The 23,013-nt window shown below is 51.0% G+C and carries 19 protein-coding genes; 12 read left to right on the top strand and 7 right to left on the bottom strand.

The features are described from left to right. Positions 1-2: 2 nt before the first annotated feature. Positions 3-923: a PorP/SprF family type IX secretion system membrane protein gene (locus GA0116948_RS00950; protein WP_089708080.1), complete on the top strand. Its 921-nt coding sequence runs from the start codon at positions 3-5 to the stop codon at positions 921-923. A gap of 69 nt (positions 924-992) precedes the next feature. Here GA0116948_RS00950 and GA0116948_RS00945 read toward each other — a convergent pair whose 3' ends face one another. Genes GA0116948_RS00945 through GA0116948_RS00935 form a run of 3 tightly spaced genes read right to left on the bottom strand, consistent with a single transcriptional unit; the run spans position 993 to position 2,527 of the window. Then, positions 993-1,673, bottom strand: coding sequence for a DUF2625 domain-containing protein (locus GA0116948_RS00945; RefSeq protein WP_089708077.1), 681 nt, complete (start codon positions 1,671-1,673; stop codon positions 993-995). Between the two features lie 10 nt (positions 1,674-1,683). After that, positions 1,684-1,986 carry a hypothetical protein gene (locus GA0116948_RS00940; RefSeq protein WP_089708074.1) on the bottom strand — a complete coding sequence of 101 codons (303 nt, stop codon included), beginning with the start codon at positions 1,984-1,986 and terminating at the stop codon, positions 1,684-1,686. A 46-nt stretch (positions 1,987-2,032) separates the two neighbouring features. Beyond that, the gene (locus GA0116948_RS00935) at positions 2,033-2,527 is read right to left on the bottom strand and encodes an Lrp/AsnC family transcriptional regulator (RefSeq protein WP_165798310.1); all 495 of its coding nucleotides are present in this window, start codon (positions 2,525-2,527) and stop codon (positions 2,033-2,035) included. Between the two features lie 343 nt (positions 2,528-2,870). Between GA0116948_RS00935 and GA0116948_RS00925 the strand changes: the two genes are divergently transcribed. The 4 genes from GA0116948_RS00925 to GA0116948_RS00910 all read left to right on the top strand — a co-directional run bounded on the left by GA0116948_RS00925 (position 2,871) and on the right by GA0116948_RS00910 (position 8,365). Continuing rightward, on the top strand, positions 2,871-5,498 hold the full coding sequence (locus GA0116948_RS00925; RefSeq protein ID WP_089708070.1) for a glycoside hydrolase family 2 protein: 2,628 nt from the start codon (positions 2,871-2,873) through the stop codon (positions 5,496-5,498). A 540-nt stretch (positions 5,499-6,038) separates the two neighbouring features. Next, a complete protein-coding gene (locus tag GA0116948_RS00920) occupies positions 6,039-6,869 on the top strand; it encodes an arylamine N-acetyltransferase family protein (RefSeq protein ID WP_089708068.1) in 831 nt (276 codons plus the stop codon). A 9-nt stretch (positions 6,870-6,878) separates the two neighbouring features. Then, the gene (locus GA0116948_RS00915; RefSeq protein WP_089708066.1) at positions 6,879-7,823 is read left to right on the top strand and encodes an ABC transporter ATP-binding protein; all 945 of its coding nucleotides are present in this window, start codon (positions 6,879-6,881) and stop codon (positions 7,821-7,823) included. A 128-nt stretch (positions 7,824-7,951) separates the two neighbouring features. After that, a complete protein-coding gene (locus GA0116948_RS00910) occupies positions 7,952-8,365 on the top strand; it encodes a winged helix-turn-helix transcriptional regulator (protein WP_089708064.1) in 414 nt (137 codons plus the stop codon). An 11-nt stretch (positions 8,366-8,376) separates the two neighbouring features. On the opposite strand, the gene GA0116948_RS00905 is transcribed toward GA0116948_RS00910, so the two are convergent. After that, positions 8,377-11,121, bottom strand: a complete 2,745-nt coding sequence (locus tag GA0116948_RS00905) for a glycoside hydrolase family 78 protein (protein ID WP_089708062.1) — start codon at positions 11,119-11,121, stop codon at positions 8,377-8,379. 276 nt (positions 11,122-11,397) lie between these two features. After that, positions 11,398-12,141, bottom strand: coding sequence for a class I SAM-dependent methyltransferase (locus tag GA0116948_RS00900; RefSeq protein ID WP_089708060.1), 744 nt, complete (start codon positions 12,139-12,141; stop codon positions 11,398-11,400). A gap of 82 nt (positions 12,142-12,223) precedes the next feature. On the opposite strand from GA0116948_RS00900, the gene GA0116948_RS00895 reads away from it, so the two are divergent. Beyond that, a complete protein-coding gene (locus GA0116948_RS00895) occupies positions 12,224-12,637 on the top strand; it encodes a hypothetical protein (protein WP_123891670.1) in 414 nt (137 codons plus the stop codon). Between the two features lie 27 nt (positions 12,638-12,664). On the opposite strand, the gene GA0116948_RS00890 is transcribed toward GA0116948_RS00895, so the two are convergent. Next, entirely contained in the window at positions 12,665-13,057 is a 393-nt protein-coding gene (locus GA0116948_RS00890; RefSeq protein ID WP_089708056.1) for an acyl-CoA thioesterase, read from the bottom strand. A 76-nt stretch (positions 13,058-13,133) separates the two neighbouring features. Between GA0116948_RS00890 and ligD the strand changes: the two genes are divergently transcribed. From ligD to xseB, 5 genes are all read left to right on the top strand, one after another. After that, a complete protein-coding gene (ligD, locus tag GA0116948_RS00885; protein ID WP_089708054.1) occupies positions 13,134-15,950 on the top strand; it encodes a DNA ligase D in 2,817 nt (938 codons plus the stop codon). Positions 15,951-16,043: 93 nt separating this feature from the next. After that, positions 16,044-17,045 carry a 2-hydroxyacid dehydrogenase gene (locus tag GA0116948_RS00880; protein ID WP_089708051.1) on the top strand — a complete coding sequence of 334 codons (1,002 nt, stop codon included), beginning with the start codon at positions 16,044-16,046 and terminating at the stop codon, positions 17,043-17,045. 32 nt (positions 17,046-17,077) lie between these two features. Then, positions 17,078-17,287, top strand: coding sequence for a hypothetical protein (locus tag GA0116948_RS00875; RefSeq protein WP_089708049.1), 210 nt, complete (start codon positions 17,078-17,080; stop codon positions 17,285-17,287). 64 nt (positions 17,288-17,351) lie between these two features. Continuing rightward, positions 17,352-18,788 (top strand): exodeoxyribonuclease VII large subunit, encoded by a 1,437-nt coding sequence (xseA, locus tag GA0116948_RS00870; protein WP_089708047.1) that lies wholly within the window; start codon positions 17,352-17,354, stop codon positions 18,786-18,788. After that, positions 18,766-18,975, top strand: coding sequence for an exodeoxyribonuclease VII small subunit (gene xseB, locus GA0116948_RS00865; RefSeq protein ID WP_089708045.1), 210 nt, complete (start codon positions 18,766-18,768; stop codon positions 18,973-18,975). The genes xseA and xseB overlap by 23 nt, the downstream gene beginning before the upstream one ends. A gap of 88 nt (positions 18,976-19,063) precedes the next feature. On the opposite strand, the gene GA0116948_RS00860 is transcribed toward xseB, so the two are convergent. Continuing rightward, entirely contained in the window at positions 19,064-20,935 is a 1,872-nt protein-coding gene (locus GA0116948_RS00860; protein WP_170876061.1) for a M1 family metallopeptidase, read from the bottom strand. Positions 20,936-21,148: 213 nt separating this feature from the next. On the opposite strand from GA0116948_RS00860, the gene GA0116948_RS00855 reads away from it, so the two are divergent. Beyond that, positions 21,149-21,667 carry a hypothetical protein gene (locus GA0116948_RS00855; protein ID WP_089708043.1) on the top strand — a complete coding sequence of 173 codons (519 nt, stop codon included), beginning with the start codon at positions 21,149-21,151 and terminating at the stop codon, positions 21,665-21,667. The last annotated feature ends 1,346 nt before the right edge of the window (positions 21,668-23,013 follow it).

The raw sequence follows: 23,013 nt of genomic DNA, 5'->3' as shown, positions 1-23,013 counted from the left end.
CCATGAAGCAACTGAACCGCTACATCCGCCTGTTCTTAGGCTGCACGCTGCTGGCGGGCCTGGGCGGCACTGCGGCTGCACAGTCGTTTAATCAAACCCAGGCCCTGCTGGAGCCTTCGGGTACCCAATATTTTCAGAATCAATTTCTGGCCAATCCTGCTATGGCAGGTATAGATACCGGCCTGCATGTAAACATTGCCTATCGCAAGCAGTGGAACGAGATCAATGGCGCACCAGTTACCAAGTACCTTACAGCAGATTACCAGGTGAGTAACCGGGTAGGCATCGGCTTTCATTTAATGAGTGATGAGGCAGGCTTGATAGACCGCACACGCGGCGCTTTCACCTACGCCTACCGCGTGCCGCTAGGGCAGCAACATGCGCAGCTCAGCCTGGCCCTGTCGCTGGCCCTGGACCTGCAACACCTGGACGTTAACAAGCTAGATGCAGATCCCAACGACCCTTCCATTGGCAAGTACAACCGCCGCGATAATTTTTTTGAAGGCGAGTTTGGCGCGGCTTATACCAACGATCATTTCACCCTGCAAGCCGCTTTGCCCAACGTGCGCAGTCTCTTTACCGGCGATACCAAAACCGTAGACGGCGGCAGTCTTTATTACACCGCCGCCGAATATAAATTTGATGTAAACACCACCATCAGCAGCATCACGCCCAAAGTGGCCTACCGGGGCGTGCGAGGCTATGCCGCCATCTTCGATGTGGGGGTTAATGTGCGCTTCTTTCATGATATAGGTAATATTATGCTGCTGTACCATACCGCTGGTAGTGTTACGGCAGGGGTAGGGTTTAATATCCTGAAAACAGTGACCTTGCAGGCCCTATATACTTCGCAGACGGGGGGGATTAAGACGTATGTAGATGGTACTTTTGAAATAGGACTGGCGCTACATTTGTTTAAATAAAGGAAGTAGCTTTCTAGCTTTCTTCGTGGATTGTTTTTAAATAAATGTATCATTCCACTGAAACCACTTTCAGGTAACTTGCCCACCCATCTGTTTCCGCAATTCCATATTTAACTGGTATTGATCTTCTGCCAGCATAGGCCGTCGCGTTACCTGGGTTATATCTTTACCTTCTTTGGTCCAGAGAAAGGGAAAACAATTAAACACCGTATCGCCATCCAGCGCAGCTACGGCTACTTCCCAACCAGGCCAGCGCAGGTTTTGGTAAAACTTGGCCAGGTTGCCATTAAAACAGAAATTGAGGAAGCCGCTGTAGGTAACATCCATGGCTTCCCACTGCATGGTATCTGGCGCCAGGTAATATAATTTGCCGGCATCGTCGCCCAGTGCGCCGCCATTGATGGCAAATAAGCCGCCCATTACATCATCGGCCACGAGTAAAAAGCCGGGTGCTTCGCCAGGGTGTTCAAAACTTTTGCCCAGGTTCCACACCGGCAGGCTGCGGTGCAGGCGTTCATGACCGGATGCCAGGATGCGCAGCCACCCATGATCTATTAAAATACCGCCCGTGGCGTAAATGATAGCACCCATGGGCGAACGGGTAGACACCTGCGTTTGGTACAAAGCCGTGGCCGCCCTGCCAAGATCGCAGGGAAGCACTTCTACCAGATTGGTGGCGGCAGCAATCCATTTTTCCACCAGGGGCCATCCAGGCTCAGTGGTATTTACAAGAGTTTCTAAGCTTTTCATGGCAAATACATCAGGCCAATAAATTGAAGGATACCAATGCAATGGTAATGCCCAGGCATACCAATGCAATCAGGAAAATATATTCCGCCATCACTTCCATTTTGCGGCTGTTGCTGTGGTGGGTGGCCCGCATAGAAAGAAAGGATAGTATGCAACTGGCAATGAGCAGAATAGCCGCCACGCCGGTAAGGTCGTCGATAATCGTAGCCTGGTTAAATTTGGCCACTTTAATGGAGGTAAGTACAATCAGGCAAAACCCAAGCAGGTTTGCCGAAGTGTTTAAAATATGGGGAGATTTATTATCCGGAGCCATGGTGGCAATATAAGGAAAGCCCTCGTTTAAAGCTTGTTAAAATCGCTTACTCCGCTTTCAGCAAATCCAGGTCTGGCGGGGCGTACTTATATACTTTAAAATAAATGGCGGTTTTGGTCTGGTGTACTCCTTCAATGGCCGCTACTTTATTGATGAAAGTTTGCAGGTGATCGTTATCGCGGCACATTACATCCACCTCCAGGTCGTAGTCGCCGGAAGTGCCTGCCAGAAAACTTACTTCCGGCAGCCGGGCTATTTTTTTAGCAACCGTTTCCTTGAGGGTGGCTGGGCGTACAAATACGGCAATGTGAGCATAACAATGAAAACCCACCTTAGCCGGATCTACCCGGCCAATGATGCTCAAGATCCCTTCTTCCAGCAAACGGTTAAAACGCGTTCGCACCGTACCAACCGATACGTTGAGCTTTTCGGCTATTACCGTGAAAGAGGTTCTGCCATCCTGCTGCAAAAAAGCCAGCATGGCAAAATCCAGTTCGTCCATCGCCATGTCTTTTTTAACAGGCAACTTGTTTTTATCCATGTTAGGTGGTTAATAAATGAGCAGGAATTGGCAATTGGTTGAAAAAAAAGGATGTAAAATGCCTTTTTTTGTATTATTTAGATTAAAAATACATTTTTTGCAGAAAAGTTTTAGTATTTTTAAAATAAATGCAGAAGGTTTTATTATCCCCCATCTTATAAAGGCCGGCTGCCGGCGAAGGTTACAACGCAACAAAATCTACATCGCTAAACCCCTGCGGGTCGCACCAGGTGAAAGCCCCGTACGACCCGCTTTTATTTTTAACCCTTCCTAAGCGGTTGTATTATATTTGTGCCCTACAAATACATCACGGAAACTACGGCCCGCATAAATTACTAACAACATGATCCGGATTTTAAAGATCGCCACCTTTCTATTACTCACCTGTTTGCAATTAACTGCCCAGCAACATTCTTATGAGCTAAACAGTGGCTGGCAATGTAAAGCCCTGGGCAGCGTGAAAGCCGCCGGGGAAGCCATTTCCATCCCCACATACCCTTTGCAGGACTGGCTGCCGGCCACTGTGCCCGGTACGGTACTTACCACCTTGCTGAACAATAAACAAGTGCCCGATCCTTTTTATGGGATGAACAATCAACGGATTCCCGATATTTATTTCACTGGTCGGGATCATTATACTTATTGGTTTGTAAAAGACTTCACCGAAACAGTACCCGCAGCAGATGGCCAGGTATGGCTGCACTTTCGCGGGGTGAACGATGGCTGTGATATTTTCCTGAACGGCCATCGCTTAAACGCAACAACCCACTTTGGTGCCTACCTGCGCCAAACCTATAACATCACCCCCTTCCTGAACCGGCAGGGCAAAAACCGACTGGCCGTTATCGTATATCCGGCACCGGTACCCGGCAATCCAAACGGGGGGCAGGGTGGGGATGGCACCATTGCCCGCAACGTAGGCCCACAGTACACCGCCGGATGGGATTGGATACAGCCCATGCGCGACCGGAACACCGGCATTTGGGATAAGGTAACGATTGAGAAAACAGGGGCCGTGCGGGTGAAAGATCCTCACGTGGTAACCAAGGTACCCGGCCAGCGCTGGCCAGGAAAGTTGCAGGCACCCGCCCTCCTGGAAGTGGCCGCCGACCTGGAAAATGCTAGCGCCAAAAGTTGTAGCGGCACCTTACGCTATACAATAGATGGTATTACCGTATCGAAGGCCGTAACCATCGCCCCACACGCCAGTACCACGGTGCAGCTACCCGTACTCACCCTGCCACATCCCCGCCTGTGGTGGCCCGCCGGTTATGGCGATCAGCCACTGTATCATACCACCGTGGCATTTGTAACAAACGGTAGTTCCAGCGATGAAGCATCCGTGGAAGTAGGCGTGCGTGAAATACAAACTTCCTGGAACACCCATACCGGCAGTCGCGAAGTGGCGGTGAATGGACAAAAGATCTTCATCAAAGGGGGCGACTGGATTACTTCCGACGCCATGTTCCGCTTCAGCAAGGAGCGTTACGATGCCGAGGTGCGTTTTCACCGCGATATGAACCTGAACCTCATCCGCATATGGGGCGGCAGCCTTACCGAAAGACCCGAATTTTTTGAGGCCTGCGATCATTATGGCCTGCTGGTATTCCAGGACTTTTGGATGTCGGGCGACTGCAATGGGCGCTGGGTAGATCCGATGAAAAAAGACGACCAGCTTACCCGCCGCCAGTATCCCGACGATCATGCTTTATTTGTTAACAGTATAGCAGACCAGGTGAAGCTGCTGCGCAACTATGCATCGCTGGCTTTCTGGTGCGGGGGCAACGAGATCACCCCACCGCAGGATATTTTTCATGCTATTAAAGATTCCATCCTGCCCACGCTGGACAATACCCGGTATTTCTTCGATTATTCCAACAGCGACAGTATGTCTTACAATACCCTGGGTGGCAATGGAGACGGGCCTTATACCATACAGCCCCTGGCGCATTTCTGGCATTTCAGGACATTCCCGTTCAACTCCGAAGTAGGATCTGTAGGCGTGGGCGACCTGTTATCCCTGCAACGCTTTTTGCCCGCACAAAACCTGGTGATGCCCGATGATGTTCATCATAAAACAGACTCGGTGTGGGCCTATCACAAATACATTCCTTACGATACTTTTCATGCGGCCTATGGCCCGCAAAAAAACCTGGAGCAGTGGGCCAACACTGCGCAGCTCATTAACTACGATCAGTACCGCGCGCTGATGGAAGGTTTCTCTGCCCACATGTGGGACTGGTATACTGGGGTGATCATCTGGAAAACGCAAAACCCCTGGAGCGCCCTGCGCGGGCAGATGTACGATTATTACCTGGACCCCAATGCCTGCCTGTATGGCCTGCGCAACGGCGGCACCCCGCTGCATGTGATGTACGATCCGGTAGAAGGCATGGTGGAGATCGTGAACAACCATTTTCAGCGTACCCGCGATCTGATGCTGGAAGTAAAGGCCTACGATATGCAGGGGCATGATACCCTGCTCACTCAACTGTTTGTAGAAACACCTGCCACTGGCGTACAAAAATACCTGCCCCTGAAAAGGGTGGTAGACGGCCTGCGTGCTCAAGTAGGCACCTTCCTTTCCCTCCGGTTACTGAACCTTAAAAAAGAAGTGGTAGACGAAAATATATATTGGCTGCCCAATGCCAATGGGCAATACAGCGGGCTGCAACAAATGCCTGCCGCCCAGATACAGCTGCGCGCGCGCAAGGCCGGCGCTGGCACTGTAGCCGTTACCATGAGTAACCCTGCCGGCGCTCCGGTGGCGTTCTTTAACCGCCTGTCTTTAGTAAAGGCAACTGATAAGCAACGGATACTGCCCGTCTTTTACAGCGATAACTACATTACCGTAGCACCCGGCAGTAGTAAAACCATCACCATCAGCGGGGCCGCCGTAGGGGACCACCCCGGTGCCCTGGTGGAAGTGTACGGGCAGAATGTAGCAAGGCAATATGTATCCATCGAGTAAAACAAGGCAGCAATATTTGCTGGCAAACATGCGCCATCACCCTGTAATTATTCCAGGTGGTGGCGTTCCTGCTTTTGCTGACCAGGGTTATTCAGCAGGCATATCATCTTACAAGAAAAGAAGACGCTTTTAAGCCACCAGTCCATCACTTTCAGCGTGCTGCTGCATGCAGTAATGGCCGGCCTTTCCCGGGCTTTCTGCGGTGGAAATGGCCGTTCAAAACCGCCAGGGTACCAGCTATGCCTAATTACCTGTTATCACATATAAAATTTTCGCATTCATATCTATTTAATCCATATAATTATTTATGTCATATGTAATCTAGTTGTAAAATCGCAACGCGATAAATAGAGAAATATTTGATTATTGAGAAGATTTAAGAGAAATTTGTGAAACGCAATTAAAGGAAGCTCTTTTACTACTGCAATCAAGGTGCAATACAGTGACCTGTAATTACGGATGGTTTTTTCCTATAGAAACGGAGATATGAATTAATGGCAAATGTTCAGTTGAAAAGCTGCTCATGGTTATCGTAACATTATGAACTTAGAAAAGTATTTGTCACGCATCCATTACACCGGCGAAATAAAGCCGGACCTCGCAACGCTTCAAGAGTTGCAGCGGTTACATGTGCTTCACGTTCCCTTTGAAGACATTGATATTTATTGCGGCATTCCTATTGTGCTGTCTCCCAAAAAGTTTTTCCAGAAAATAGTGATCGATCAGCGTGGTGGTTATTGCTACGAGGTAAATGAATTGTTTTATCATTTGCTGCGGGCAGTGGGTTTTACCGTGCGCCGTATATCTGGCCGCCTGGTATCGGGGCCTCGGTATGGGCCGGAGTTCGATCACCTGGCTATCTGCGTAACCCTCGATGATCAGCAATGGCTGGTAGACGTAGGTTATGGCGATTTTGCCTTGCAACCCCTGGCCATTACGCCTGGCCTGGTGCAGCACGACGGCCACACGGAATATGTAATTACCGATGGCATTGTGGTAGACGGGCAGTCTTATTACCAGGTATCCAAATGGAGCCATGCCAAGCAGAAATTCTCCCCTGACTTTATATTTTCCCTCATTCCGCGCCCGCTGTTCAACTTTGAACCTATGAACCGCTGGAAGCAAACCGCGCCAGAATCAAAATACCGCCAAACGCTGATTTGCAGCCTGCCGGTAAATGGTGGCCGCGTAAGCCTGGTGGGCAATAAACTGGTGCGTACCCACGGCCAGGTAAAACAGGTGACCATTGTGCCGGAAGGCCTTGGAAGGGATGCTATTTTACGATCTGTATTCAACATTTACCTGCCCTTAGATAAATATACACTTTCCAAAAGCCTGGCACATGCGGATAATACCGCCGTGGTAGCGTAGCTTTGTTACATGAGTTTTATAGAAGTTAAGGGCGTATATAAAAGAACCGGCAGCGATTTTACATTGCTGCCGGTTTCTTTCTCCCTGGAAAAGTTGCAGAAACTGGCCATCGCTGGCGAATCTGGATCAGGCAAAAGCACGCTGGTGAAAATCATTGCGGGGCTGGCCCAGCCAGATGGGGGCGAGGTACTGCTGGAAGGGGTGCGTGTAAAAGGCCCCGAAGAAAAGCTCATGATGGTCACGCCTGGTATTGCCTATCTTTCCCAGCACTTTGAGTTAAAAGAAAATTATTGGGTAGAAGACGTACTCAATTATGATAACCAACTCACCGAAGCCTCCACCCGGGAGTTGTTTGATATTTGTCGCATCAGTCATTTGCTGCGGCGCAAAACCCACCAGGTGTCTGGAGGAGAAAAGCAGCGCATCGCCCTGGCGCGCCTGCTGGTAAATACGCCCCGGCTGCTCATTCTGGACGAACCCTACTCTAACCTGGACCTCATTCACAAAGGCATTTTAAAAGAAGTAGTACGCGATGTAACCGAACAGTTACAAACCACCTGCATGCTGGTGTCGCACGACCCCCTGGATATCTTGCCCTGGGCAGACCAGGTGATCGTGATGAAAGGCGGGGAGGTAATGCAGCAAGGGCCGCCCATCACTATTTACCGGGCACCGGTGAATGCCTACGTGGCCGGCATTTTTGGTAAATACAACCTGCTGTCGCCCGACCTGCTCCGGGCGCTGGGCGTTAAAGCTACCTCCCCAGCATTTGTGCGCCCGGAAAACATACAACTTGCCTCAAAAGGCGTAAAGGGCATCATAAAAACCCGTCAGTTTATGGGCAGTACCTATCTACTGGAGGTGGAGGTAGCTGGCCAGGTAGTATGGGCATGCACTACGGCAGCTTCCCACCTGCCTGGCCAGCCCGTACACCTGAAACTGGTAACGGTGTAAAACTTTCATTTCCCCGTTCTACTCTGCTGCCTGCCCACCTGGAATTATTTTTTGTTTATCTTTGCTTTCTAAAAGATACTAGTATTCTAAAGGATACTGGTGTAGGTATTCATTTAAATCCAACCCACATGAACTTTTCCACATCATCGGAGCATAGTGCGGAAATCTGTAGAGTAAGCCTGGACGCGGTGCGCGACACCTTGTACGTTCTCAATGGTAAGTGGAAACTGCCCATCATTATATCCCTTACCGAACAAGGCCCCCAGCGCTTTGCCGCCTTGCAGCGCATTCTGGGCGACATTACACCCAAAATATTATCTAAAGAACTGAAAGACCTGGAACTGAATGAATTCATTACCCGCGAGGTATTTCCTACCAAACCGGTTACGGTGGTGTATAGCATAACGCCCTACAGTGCTTCGGTGAAGGATATTATATCCGCCATGCGCGAGTGGGGGTTACAACACAAACAGCGCCTGCTGAATAGTTCCCGTAAAAAGGGCGCTGCTGCTGCCGGAATACCTGCCGAGGTAACGGCGTAAGTTATGCCTGTTTATTGCGTGGCGAAGCTATAATCGCCGGAGTTTACGGCATATACGGCAAAGCCATTTTCCTGCCGTAAAAACTGCACATTGGCATTGCCCGTGGCAATGGCCTTATTGTTTTCTGTTACCTGTGTGCCATAGGTGGTTGGTACGTACACCGTGGCGGTAGTATTGGCCGGTACGGTAATGTTCCAGTGCAAGTGCTGGTCTTTTATTTCCCAGGCGCTTTTTACCCATCCATAGCTGCTGTGATAGCGGGCAGTTACATGGGTAAGATCTTTTACCAACAGTGGTTTCAGGATAATTTTTTTATAGCCGGCGGCGCTGGTGTCTGGAGCAATAGCGCCCAGATCCTGGTAGCACCAGATCAGCAGGTCGCCGAGCAACATCACGTGGTTGCCAGAGTTCATGCCTGGATTGGCAGTATCGCCATTCCATAATTCCCAGATAGTTGTAGCACCGTTTTGAGCCATGTAGCCCCAACTGGGATAGGTGGTGTTGGTGGCCAGTTGGTAAGCAATGTCTCCCCGGCCATATTGGGTAAGGGTGCGCATCAGCCATTCTGCGCCTACCAGGCCTGTGCTGATATGGCCTTTATAATCGGTCATCGTTTTGGTGGCCACGTTATTAAACACGCGGGCCTGTACACTGTCGGGCGCCAGGCCGTAGGCCAGGGAGAAAATATTGGCGGTAGGGGTATTATTGGCATAAAAACCTTGTGCCGCGTGGTAAAATTTATGGTGGAAAGCGTCTTTCACCTTTGCTGCCAGTGCGGCATATGCGGCTACATCGGCATCCTGCCCGCTAAGGCGTGCAAAGCGTTGCATGTGCTGTAGCAGGTGATAGTAAAAGCTGGTGCCCAGGAATTCGCCGGGAGTAATGCGGGCAGGGTCTTTGGACAAGATCATTTCCGGCGATTCCGGCGGCACGCACCAGTCGCCATACGTGTCTTTGGTCAGTATATAATCCTTCATATAGTGCTGCTGCATGTAGGTCATCCATTTTTTCATGGCGGGATAATGCTGGCGTATGGGGGCATCGTCGCCATACTGTTCATACAGCATGTTGGCGATTATAATAAAGGCACCTGGCCATGTCATGTTATCGGAATATATTTTCCAGTAGCTGGGGGCCACATCCGGCAGGCTGCCTTCCGGGGTTTGTGTGTCTTCCAGGTCTTGCAGCCATTTGGCATAGAGCAGGTGATTATCAAACAAAAAGCTCTCGCCGCGGGAGCCGGTTACGCGGTCGCCGGTCCAACCCATACGTTCATCCCGCTGGGGGCAGTCGGTGGGCATGCCCCTGTAATTTCCCCGAATGCCCCACCAGGCGTTTTTATACACCTGGTTAAGGGTAGCGTTACCCGTTTCCAGGTAGCCGGTATTGTTCATCTCATCATAGATCACCCTTCCTTCCAAATCGTCCAAGGTGGGTGTTCCGGGGTAGCCGCTTACCTCCACATAGCGGAAGCCGTGATAGGAGAAGCGGGGTTCCCAGATTTCGGTACCACCGCCTTTCAGGGTGTAGGTATCCGTTACCTTGGCAGAGCGGAGATTGTCGGTATACAGCGTGCTATCTTTTTGCAGGCGTTCTGCAAAACGCAGTTGTACCTGGTTGCCCCGGTTGCCTTTTACCCGCAGGTGTATCCAGCCTACCATGTTCTGGCCCATGTCGAAAATAAATACGCCTGGTTTTAGTGCAATGCGGCGCACGGCTTTTACCGTGTCCATGATGGTTATGTTATTATTGAGTTGTGCTACTACTTTATCGCAGGGTTTTTGCACCCCTTGGGCGGGCAGCCAGGCACTGGCATCGTAGCCAGGCTGGTTCCAGCCGGTAAGTTCTTTGGTAGCGTCGTATGTTTCACCATCGTATTCGTTATTCGCCACGATAGGTCCGGCAGCTGTAACTTTCCAGCTTTCATCGCTTACTACCTGGGTGGTGCTGCCATCCTCGTAGGTAATATTGAGTTGGCAAAGCAGTTTTGGAAAGCCGTAGTTAGTAATGTTGTCGCTGCGCATGGTAAAAAAGCGGCCATTACCCAGGATAACGCCGATGGTGTTTTGGCCGGATTGTAATTGCGGAGTAATGTCGAAGGTGTTATAAAAAACGCGTTTATTATACTCGGTAGGGCCGGGGGCCATTACCTGGTGGCCGGTCTTTTGCCCGTTTATATACAGTTCGTACAAACCCAGTCCGCTGATATATGCGGTTGCTTGTTTTACTTTTTTGTTCACTGCAAAATCTTTGCGCAGGTAGCGGGCGGAGAGGCGGGTGGCCGTATCCTTTGGTCGTTCCCAGGCAAAGGTGCTGTCTAGTCCTATCCACATAGCTTTCCAATCGCTGGGTTGCAACAGGCCCATAGTCCAGGAAGCGGGGGAGCTCCAGCCGGAGCTTTTACCATCCTGTGTCCACACCTTTACTTTCCAAAAGCAGTGCATGCCAGTGGTAAGGGGCTTGCCGGCGTAAGGGATATTGAGGGATTGAGCCGTGTTTACTTGTTTGGAGTCCCACAGGTCGGGATGCTCCCTGTTGAGGGCTTGCAGGCTGCTGGCCACCATAATCTGGTAAGCGGTTTGCCTTACACCACGGGCGGAGCTTTGCAACTCCCAACTGAGGCGGGGGGTGGTAATGTCTATGCCTTGTGGCTGGTCTGCGTATTCGCAACGCAGGCGCATGATCGAAGGGGTGCTGCGGTGGGTAAAGGAAAGTAAAAGCGTGCAGGCAATTACAAGCGCGATGGAATTTTTCATCGATTATTTTTTGTGAGAGCAGTTACACTGGCAGGGTTGCCAGGTAGACGGTGGAATAAGCAATTGGTTTGATCCGTTTGATGACGTGGAATGTAAGCAGTGATATGTTTCCAGAAAGAGGTCCATACCCTGACACAAAGTAAACCCTTAATCTGTTGAAACTATCCTGCGCTATCCTGCGGAGGGATAGGATTATTGCATGGTAAAGCGCAGCTATCCGCGCATAAGCTGGCCAGGCAGGCGCGGGGTGTATACAGCAGTGTGGGGAGGGGATAATTAGGGATTATAATGCAGCTTGGTATCATACGTAATGGTGACCAGTCCATTTTCCTGGTATTGCGCAAACGCTGCTTCCAGTTCTTCCATTACGTTAACAAAAGTGGGGTCTGTTTCCAGCGGCATAAAAGACGAAGAAAGCAATTGGCCTTTCAGGGCGGGGAGATCCATGCGCATGGAGTGGGTAAAGGTTTTTTCTGCCAGCCCAAGATCGCCGAAGAAGCCCTTTAACTCTGGGTCGTGGCTTTTGCGGATGCCAGTGTAATTATGACCGTACTTTTGTTTAATATCTTCAAAGGCCTGTTCAAAAGGCGTGTGGGTAGTGCGCAGGTTCCAGATCAGCGCTATGTGGCCGCCAGGTTTTAAAATGCGTAAAAATTCCTGGCGCGCTTTATCGGGTTGCAACCAATGAAAGGCCTGGGCCACCGTTACCAGGTCCACACTGCCATTGGGCAGGGTGGTAGCTTCGCCGCTGCCGTTGATGCTATGAAAATGTTCGAAATGGGAAAGCTGCTGGTTGGCAGACTGCCGCATGTTATCATTGGGTTCTACGGCAAAAACTTCGTAGCCATCCTGCAATAACAGGGCCGTGAGTATGCCGGTACCTGCCCCCACATCTGCAATGGGACTGTGCTGCCGCAGTGCAAAAACCTGTTGCATGAATTGCAGCAGGGCGGCAGGGTAGGTGGGGCGGTATTTCACGTAATTATCTACCCGGTTAGAGAAACGTTCTGTAGGTTTCATAAGGTTAAATGTAAGGTGAAATAGATAGACTGCCTAAGTGCGGACAGATGCTTACCTTTACCGCGATGGCAAAATAAATGGCATGATCGACCCAGCAGATATCCGCATTGGCAATTACGTGTGGTACTACGATTACAACATGATAGAACAGGCGTTCCAGGTGGAAGGCATTTACAACGGATACCTTTACAATACCAGCCTGCCCCAAAGTAAAATTACCTTGCAAAAAGCCAATCCCTGCATCCTGGACCTGGACTTGCTACGCAGCTTTGGATTTCTGGCCGGCGATCCGGCCTACCAGGAAGACCCGGATATGTATTCGCTGAAATACAACCGCATCAGCAGTGTGCATGTAAAATACAGTAACCATATTTTCCAACCCCATACCGATTCTCCGATTGGCCTGGTGCCGTATGGCCTGCCCCTGGTGCACGTGCATCAATTACAAAACTGGTACCACGCACTCACCAGGGACGAGCTGGAAGCGTTGTATTAGTACTGCCACCGGGCGTTTATGTTCGCCTTATTCTTCCCGCAGTCTTTCGTCCGTATACGTAATTTCCGTTCTGCCGTGGGGCCAGGGGCGGCCTTCTTCGTCTACCGTCACAAACACCATTTTATCTACCGTGAGAATGCTTTTGCGCGTAATCTTATTGCGCACTTCACACATCAGCGTGAGCGAGGTGCGGCCAAAGTGAGTGGCTTTGATGCCCAGTTCAATAATATCGCCCTGTAACGCGCTATTAATAAAATTGATCTCCGACATATACTTGGTCACACAGCGGGTGGTGCCTAGTTGAATGATTGAATAAATAGCGGCTTCCTCATCAATCCAGCGCAGCAGGCTGCCGCCGAATAAGGTACAGTGGGCATTCAGGTCTTCCGGTTTTACCCATTTGCGTGTATAAAAGTTCATCTTGCGTTGATATTGTCCGGCGGCAAAGATCGCTAATTGGTCAGACTTTTGTAGTGATTTCCCCAAACCTACGCGTATGAGCCTGGCTAAATATAAGCAGAAGCGCAGTTTTGACCAGACCCCGGAGCCTACTGGAGGTAAGGGCCGTGGTAAGGCCCTGGTTTTTGTAATCCAGCAGCACGCGGCCTCCCACCTGCATTACGATTTTCGCTTGGAAATGGATGGGGTGTTAAAGAGCTGGGCAGTGCCCAAAGGTCCGTCTACAGACCCTGCTGTGAAAAGGCTGGCTATGATGGTAGAAGATCATCCCTACGATTACAAAGACTTTGAAGGCATCATCCCACAGGGTAACTACGGCGCCGGTACGGTTATCGTGTGGGACCAGGGTACCTACGAACCCATTACCCCCACCAAGGGCCGCGCTGCACAGGAAAAGCTGCTCTTGCAGGAATGGAAAGACGGCTCACTGAAAATTATCCTGCATGGCCAGAAACTACAGGGAGAATACGCCCTGGTGCGTACCAAAGGTGGGGAGGAAAATGCCTGGTTGCTGATAAAACACCGCGACGCCTATGCCTCCGTAAAAGACATTACGCAACAAAATAAATCGGTGGTGTCTGGGAATACCCTGGAAAAAATGGCTGCTTCCTCCACGCATACCCTTGGCAAAAAACACCGTGCAGCAGATAATGTAGCCGCTGTAGCCGCCCTGGAAAAAAAGAAAGCCGCCAAGGCAGGCACCCCCGCCACGCCAGCAGAAAAACCGGTGAAAGCCGCTAAGGCAGGCACCCGCAGCAGCCGCTCTGCAGCAGCAAAAAAACCGAAGAATGCCACCCCCCAAAAGCCGGACTGGCAAGGAGCGCCCGTAGCCCCTTTCCCCGAAACCATAGCCCCCATGCTGGCCACCCTCGTTAACGCACCTTTCGATGATCCGGGATGGATCTACGAAGTAAAATGGGATGGCTACCGCGCCCTGGCATTGATCCATCCAAAAAATACAAATCTTATTTCCCGCAATGGCAAAACCTTCAACGAAAAGTTTTACCCCATTTACGATGCCGTAAAGGCTTGGGGTATACATGCCGTGGTGGATGGGGAAATTGCCGTACTCAATGAAGCCGGCGTATCGCAGTTTGGCTCCCTGCAAAACTGGCGTAGCGAGGCCGATGGCGATCTGGTGTACTATGTGTTTGACCTCCTGTGGCTGGATGGGCATGATCTTACCGGGTGGCCGCTGCTGCAACGCCGCGCGTTGCTAAAAGAGTTGATGCCCCCGGAAGGGCCCATTCGCTTCAGTGATAATTTCGACACCACCGCCACCGAACTGCTGGCCGCCGCCGCACAAATGGGCCTGGAAGGCATTGTGGCCAAAAGGGCCAACAGCACTTATCAACCCGGCGCCCGCAGCCGGGATTGGCTAAAGTTAAAAGTGAACCAAAGACAGGAAATGGTGATTGGCGGATTTACCCGCAACGAAGGCACGGTAAAAACATTCAGCGCCCTGCTGGTAGGTGTGTATGAAAACGGGAAGTTGCAATACACTGGCAAAATCGGTACTGGCTTTAGTGATAAAAAACAGCAGGACATGATGGCCTTATTTACCCCCTTGCTCACCAGCAAATCGCCTTTTGCAGAAACGCCTTCGGTAAACAAGCCCTCCCGCTTCCGCCCCCATCCGCCGCATGCGGAAGCTTTCTGGCTGAAGCCAAAACTGGTGTGCGAAGTAAGTTATGCTGAGATGACCAGTGAAGGCGTGATGCGCCACCCCTCTTTTGAAGGCCTGCGCGAAGATAAAAAGGCGAAAGACGTAACCCGGGAACGCGCGGTCAATACCGAAGAGGTAGTGGAAGAAAAAACGCCCCAAGCCCACCCAGCCGCCGCGAAGGCCCCCGCGAGTACCCCCACTAAAAAGGCTGCGCTTAAAAACCCTGCTGGTTTTTTACACCCATCTACTGCTAAGATGCCTAAAACATTATTGAACCCCTCCGAAGAAACACAGGTAAAAAATGTAAATGGCCACCCGCTATCCTTTACCCACCTTGGTAAAGAATACTGGCCCGGTGAAGGCGTTACCAAACGCGATATGCTGAATTATTACTACCAGGTGGCACCCTATATTTTGCCTTACCTGGTAAACCGTCCGCAATCGCTGAACCGTTTTCCCAATGGTATTAATGGCCAGAGCTTTTACCAAAAAGACGTGACCGGCAAGGCACCGGAATGGATTAAACAGTTTCCCTACCACACTAATGAGGGTGCAGATAAAAATTTTATGGTGGTGGAAAACGAGGCCGGCCTGTTGTATATGGCCAACCTGGGCGCTATTGAAATGAACCCGTGGAACAGCACCATTACAACGCCCGAAAACCCCGACTGGTGCATCATAGACCTGGACCCCGATGATAAAAACACCTTTGAACAGGTGATACAAACGGCACTAGTAACCAAGCAACTGCTGGATCAGATGAAGGTGCCAGCTTATATCAAAACCTCCGGATCTACCGGCATGCATATATACATTCCATTGGCGGCAAAATATACCTACGATGAATGCCAGTTGTTTGGCAAGTTCATTGCTCACCAGGTACAGCAGGAGTTGCCAGGGTTTACCAGTATAGAACGCATGACCAACAAGCGGCGAGGCAAGATCTATATCGATTATTTACAGAACCGCGCCAAGGCCACGCTGGCTGCGCCTTATTCCCTGCGGCCCAAACCCGGCGCTACTGTATCCATGCCCCTGCACTGGGAGGAAGTTAAAAAAGGATTGCGCATGAAAGACTTTACCATTCACAACGCCCTGGCCCGCGTGCAGGCAGAAGGCGATTTGTTTAAGCCCGTGCTGGGTAAAGGCGTAAATATTGCAAAAGTGTTAAAAAATCTGGAGGGATAAGATGGCCGGAGAAATGGGCGTATCTTTAAACGCATTTAATACGCAGCATTAATTGTACGTAATAAGGCAAAGATGACCACCAATCTTTAGGCAATGAAAGTTTTTATTACCCGCGTAATTCCGCAGGCCGGTCTCCGTTTACTGGAGGAAGCCGGCCTGACCATTGAGCAATGGACCAAAAAAAGAAACCTGACACCCGCCGAACTCGTTGATCATTGCAGGGATGCCGATGCCCTGCTGAGTGCAGGTTCCAGCAAGATAGACGCCGGCTTCCTGGCCGCAGTGCCACACCTGAAAGTGATTGCCCTGCACGCAGTAGGCTATGACAATGTAGATATAACGGCGGCCACCGCCCACGGCATTCCCATTGGCAACACGCCCGGCGTACTCACCGATGCTACAGCCGATACGGCTTTCCTGCTTATGCTGGCCACTTCACGCAAAGCATTTTACCTGCATAAAAAAATACTCCGGGGCGACTGGAATTTCTTTGAGCCTACGGCCAATCTGGGCCTTTCGCTGGAAGGCAAGACCCTCGGTATTTTTGGGATGGGCAGCATAGGCCAGGCCATGGCCCGGCGCAGCAAGGCGGCGTATAATATGCCCATCCTTTACCATAACCGTAAGCCTTGTACCACCGCCGAAAAAGAACTGGGTGCCCGGTATGTGTCTTTCGAAACCTTGCTACGGGAAAGCGACGTACTTTCTGTACACGCCCCGCTCACCGCAGACACACAGGACAAGTTTAACGCCGCCGCATTTGCGCAAATGAAACCCAACGCCATCTTTGTAAATACGGCCCGGGGTGGGTTGCACAACGAGCCAGACCTGATCTCCGCCCTGCTCAATCACCAGATATGGGGTGCCGGGCTGGATGTAACCAATCCCGAACCCATGCATCCTGATAACGTACTGCTGCAAATGCCCAACGTATGTGTGCTGCCCCACATTGGCTCTGCCACGGTAGAAACCCGCGACGCCATGGCCATACTGGCTGCCCGCAACATCATTGCCGGCCTGAAAGGGGAGCGCCTGCCCGCCGTGGTGAACCCGCAGGTATATGAGGGAAAACCTGCCGGGCGTCCTGCTTTATGACCGGTTGTGCTGGAATTTCGTTACATTCAGGGATGTCAAAAGAAAAAGATGTAGTGGTGAACCTGTCTAAAAAACATCCCCAAACCGGTGAGCCGGCAACGGCAGGACACACGTTTGTAATCGGTTCTTTGGGTAATAAAAAAGACTGGTACGAGATCGATACGGAGGAGCTGAACACGCTCACCGATGCCGATCTGCAACACCGGCTGTTTGAAAAACTGCATGCCCGTAAGCCGCATTAAGTAGGGCAGATTGCCTTAACTTTGCCCCTGGCGACCCGGCGTAGGACCGGGTCGTGTTTTTGTGATGGCCAATAACAATTTCATTCAACTTTCTGCGCTGGCCCATGCGGTGGAAGCGGTGGTACGGAATGCCTTTGGCACTGCTACGTACTGGGTAATTGCCGATGTAACCAGCCATACGTTTAAGGCCGCCACCAACTATCACTATTTTGAACTGGTGGAGAAGGAAGAAGGCGGGCAACACGTAGTGACCAAATTCGCTGCCAGGGCCTGGGGCGCTGGCAGCCGCGCTATTGAAAGCTTTGAACAGGCCACCGGCCAACGCTTCACCAACAATATCCATGTACTGGTGCAAGTGTCGGTAGCCTATCATCCGCAATTTGGTTTGCAATTGCAGTTGCATGCTATCGAAGCTTCCTACACGCTGGGCAGGATAGCCCAGCAGCGGCAGCAAACCCTGGCCAGGCTGGTGGCCGAAAATACAGACATTCACCTGTTGGGCGATGCATATCGCACCCCTAATAAAAGCCGCCCCCTGCCGCCTGTACTACAGCGGCTGGCCGTGATCTCCTCCAAAGCATCTGCCGGACTTAATGACTTTAAACATACCCTGGATGGGAATGCCTGGGGCTACCGGTTTTCCTGCCAGGAATATTTTACCGAAGTGCAGGGCGAGGCCAATGCTATGAGCTTGCGCCAACTGCTCATCGATATTTATCAATCTGGCAAGGCCTACGATGCGGTGGTGATGATACGTGGCGGAGGGGCGCAGACGGATTTCCTGCTGTTCGACAACTATCTCGTGGCCCAGGCCATTGCCCGCTTTCCCATTCCCATCATCACCGGGATAGGCCACCAGCACAACACCAGCATTGCCGATATGATGGCGCATACCCAAACCAAAACACCCACCGAAGCAGCGGCATTTATCATTGCCCATAACCGGGCCTTTGAAGAACAGCTCCTGCATTTTCAGCAAAGTATATTGGTGCGCTCGCAGCAGTTGTTTGTATCGCAACAGCAATCCCTGTCGGCCCTGCGGCATAAGATAGTGCAGGACAGCCGTGCGTTACTGCACGAACAGGGGGCTGCCCTGCAACAACACCGGGAGCTAACGGTTACGTATGTACGGGAATTACTCTTCGGTTACCGGGCCACCCTGCTGTCCATGGCGGGGCGGGTATCCACCCGGCCGGCGCTGATCTTGCAACACCGTGCCAGCGCGCTGAAAAATACCTGCACCCAGGTGAGGGCTTACCAGGCCGCCTACCTTAAAAACCGCCAGGGAGAATTGGCACATTATAAGGCAGTCATTCACCTGCTCTCGCCAGCAGCTACTTTGCGCAGGGGCTTTGCACTGGTGAAAAAAGATGCGCAGGTGCTAAGCAATGCCGGTTCCCTGCAGGCCGGCGATCACATTTCAATTATCCTTGCCGACGCGGCTCTCCAAGCCACGATCACCCAAAAAGACTACTACGATGGAACAACCTTTAAGTTATGAAGCCGCCTATGCCGAGCTGCAACAAATAGCCACCGCCATTGAAGACGAAACCGTGTCGGTAGATGTACTAGCGGAAAAAGTAAAACGCGCCTCGGAACTCATTGCCTTTTGCCAGGGCAAGCTGCGGGCCACCGAAACGGAGGTGAATAAAATCATTTCCCAGATGGAACGGGGTAGCAACGGCTAAGTGTTTCTTCACATTAAAAAAAAGCGTGTCGCCATACTGTAAGGTGCAACACGCTTTTTTTATGGAGCGTAGTAAATGGGGGCTGCGTTTATGGCTTCCAGGTATTATCTGCCGGCGTAGCATCCAGGTAAATGCCATTTTCCAAGGTTACTTCCTTTACCTGGCCTGTGGGCAGGGTAATGGTGGCTTGCTGCTGGTTGGCCTTCCACACCGCCGGCGTTTGGTGGTAGGTTTTCGTACTGCCGGTAGCGTTAGTCAGGATCACATCAAACGGGATGGCAAAACCACCTGTGTTATGCACCACTACCACCGTTTGTTTGGCCGAAGTGTGTACACTGGCTACGGCCAGATCTATATAGTTATAACTGAAAAACCAGTTATTCCAGAACCAACTCAGGTCTTGTCCGGTGGCGTTGTTCAGGCTATAGAAAAAATCCCAGGGAATGGGATGTTTTCCATGCCAGCGATCCATATACGCGTGTAACCCTTTGCGGAAAAGGGCATCGCCCAGCAGGTCTTTCAGCGAGAGGTAGGCCATAGAGGGTTTGCCATAGGCATTGCTGCCATAGCCCATGCCGCTCACCTGGTTAGACATGGAGATGATAGGCATATCTTCTTCCGTGGAGTTGTCGGAGATGTAACGTTTTACGCGGAAGGTCTTATAAAAATCATCCGCCTTTTGTTGTCCAAATTCTGCTATGCCGATCAGGTATTCCAGCGTAGTAGCCCAGCCTTCGTCCATGTAGGCGTAGCGGGTTTCATTAATTCCCATATAAAAGGGGAAATAGGTATGCGCCATTTCATGGTCTTGCAGCAATTGGGCAAAGCGCAGATCATTCACCGTCCCATCATTCACCATCATCGGGTATTCCATATCGGCAAAGCCCTGGAAGGCGGTCATTTTCGGGAAGGGATACGCCACGCCTGGCCAGTGGTGCGAAAACCAGGTGAGGGCAAACTGCCCAAAAGCCACCGAGTGGTGGAAGTCTTCCGCCGTAGATCTATAGGCCGCCTGCATGCTGGCACGGCGCATAGTAGCGCTGTCTACCACCGCGCTGGCCCCATCCCAGATGTAGGTATTGCTGATGCCCACCGCCAGGTCAGACACGTTATGGGCCGTCCATATCCAGGTGTTCTGGTCGTTTTGCGCCGTAACGGCTTTGTCGTTCACCATTTGCTGGGTGGCAATATGTAAGACGCTATCTGTCGTAAACGACTGGCGCAGGCGCTCTGCCACGGCAGGTTGAAGCACGGCAGCGGCATTTTCCAGCGTGCCGGTACTCCATACCACATAGTTGCGGGGTACGGTTACGGATAAACGGTAATTATTAAAGTCGTTATAAAATTCGGTACGATCGGTATGTTCTATCATATCCCACCCGTTGTAGTCGTCGTATACAGCCACCCGGGGATAAAAGTAGGCCAGGTACTGCGTAGTGGTATCTATCATTCCTTCCCGGCCACTTTGCAAGGGCAGTTCGTAATGCCAGGTTACATACAGTTGCACCGAATCGCCGGGTAGCAGGGGCGTGGCACCTAGCCGTACCGGCGCTACCGTACCCACATCGTTGTTAAACGCCTGGGCCTTGCCATTAAGTGTAAAAGTATCTACCGTAAAGCCGGCAGAAAGCGTTTGCTTGCCCGCATAATTAGAGCGGGAAGCCTGCGGCTTGTGGATATTATCGATGAGGCGTATCACCAGCGTTTTAAGGGTATCCCTGCTTTGATTATGGTACACGATCGTTTCCGTACCCTTGATCACCTGGGAAGGTGGGGCAGCCGTAATGTGTATATCATACGTGGCGGTATTCTGCCAATACCACTTGCCCGGTTTACCATCCGGGGAGCGGGTGCCTTTAGCATAAGCTTGCTTAATATTGCGTGGCATGTAAACGCCCTGTGCATAGGCATTCCCAAGGGAAAACAGCAAAGCGGCGCCACAACAAATTTTCCTGATCATAGCGATAACGAGTAAGTGAGTTCACAAACTAATGAATTTTGCACCACTGGCATACAGTGATCTGGAAGGATGGTGCATTTCAAAGATAAAGGGGTTGCTATTTTGTGGAGACAGGAATAGCAGCGTATAGCAAAAACTGTATATTGCGGCATACTATTCCGCCTTAACCAAAAGACATGAACGGCGCGGTGCGCCACCTTTAAAATTATCCCGATGAACGCATACCCGGAGCTTCCCTTGCTCAATTACGAACCCACCACTGTACCCATGGATGATGTCATTGCCTACCTGGATGGGCAGGATATACCCCGCGAAATAAAACGTGCAGTATACATCATTTTTCGGCAGGAGAGCAGCGATGGTAGCCATGGCATTAACCATAACTATGCAGGCGCCATGGCCGATGGCACAAGATGGTCTTCCCTGTTCGACGATATACTGGCGGGCGTGGTGGAGAAAAAGGATGCCAAAACTGGTAAGCTGCGTTTATACCTGGCGTTTTATAACTGGGAAAGCTGCCTCGATTTCCTGGTGAGCCGTATTTCTTCCCGGGGTATTTTTATTGGGGGATATGCCCGCCTGGTAGCCAAGATGGAGGTAGATACCCCCGACCACTTGGCCACTGCTTATTTCCGCGACTGGGTAGCGGGTGATGCCGATTATAAATTAACAGCCGGAGAAAAAGCCGGATTTTTAGCCATGTATAAAGATGCGGTAGCGCATTTTTCTTGATATGTGCAGTGGTGTTGGTATACTTTGGCCCCTTTGCAGGGGGCTGACCTTCGCGTGTATCATCTATCATCTTTTGTGGCAATCCGGCTTGCGCCGGGAGGGGCATTCCGCTGCCGCGGGGGCCTTCTTTTTTGCTGGTGCAAAAAAGAAGCAAATGAGCGTAAGCGAATTCATAAGGCCCCGTAAAAAAATAAAAATGACCCGAATAAAAAGCACCTGGCGGCTGCGGAAAATGGCTGAAATTTACTGCGCTCCGCTACGGCAAACGAAGCTTACTATTAAGCGGTGGGATTTCTATTGGGCGATTGTGCGCGTAGGCTTTTGTACTACCCTCGGCCCGTTTGCCGTTTTACGCTCCACTGCGTAAATTTCTTGACGCCATTTTCCTAAGGCCGCAAATGCTTTGCATAATAGCTGCTTTCATCTTGCTACTGAAAGTTTTCGCATACCATCCGCTTATTTCCTGCAAGGCTCTCAAATCCGCTATGATGGCTCAGCTGCATTAGGTCCCCCTTTGAAGGGGCTGGGGGATGAGCTTCGCGTGTATCATCTATCATCTTTTGTGGCAATCCGGCTTGCGCCGGGAGTTGTATTCCGCTGCCGCGGGGGCTTTCTTTTTGCTGGTGCAAAAAGAAACAAATGAGCGTAAGCGAATTCATAAGGCCCCGTAAAAAAATAAAAATGACCCGAATAAAAAGCACCTGGCGGCTGCGGAAAATGGCTGAAATTTACTGCGCTTCGCTACGGCAAACGAAGCTTACTATTTAGCGTTGGATTCTATTGGGCGATTGTGCGCGTAGGCTTTTGTACTACCCTCGGCCCGTTTGCCGTTTTACGCTCCACTGCGTAAATTTCTTGCCGCCATTTTCCTAAGGCCACAAATGTTTTGCATAATAGCTGCTTCTATCTTGCTAACTGAAAGTCTTCACCTACCTCCGCTTTTTTCCTACAAGGCCCCCAAACCCACCATGATGGCTCCGCTGCATTTGGTCCCCCTTTGAAGGGTGCAGGGGGATGAGCTTCGCGTGTATCATCTATCATCTTTTGTGGCAATCCGGCATGTGCCGGGAGTTGCATTCCGCTGCCGCGGGGGCTTTCTTTTTGCTGGTGCAAAAAGAAACAAAAAGCACCTGGCGGCTGCGGAAAATGGCTGAAATTTACTGCGCTTCGCTACGGCAAACGAAGCTTACTATTAAGCGGTGGGATTTCTATTGGGCGATTGTGCGCGTAGGCTTTTGTACTATCCTCGGCCCGTTTGCCGTTTTACGCTCCACTGCGTAAATTTCTTGACGCCATTTTCCTAAGGCCGCAAATGCTTTTCATAATAGCTGCTTTTATCTTGGTAA

It is taken from the genome of Chitinophaga costaii, assembly GCF_900094705.1.
GTDB lineage: Bacteria > Bacteroidota > Bacteroidia > Chitinophagales > Chitinophagaceae > Chitinophaga > Chitinophaga costaii.
The sequence above is the reverse complement of the archived record's forward strand: the minus strand, read 5'-3'. Positions and strand labels throughout refer to the sequence as shown.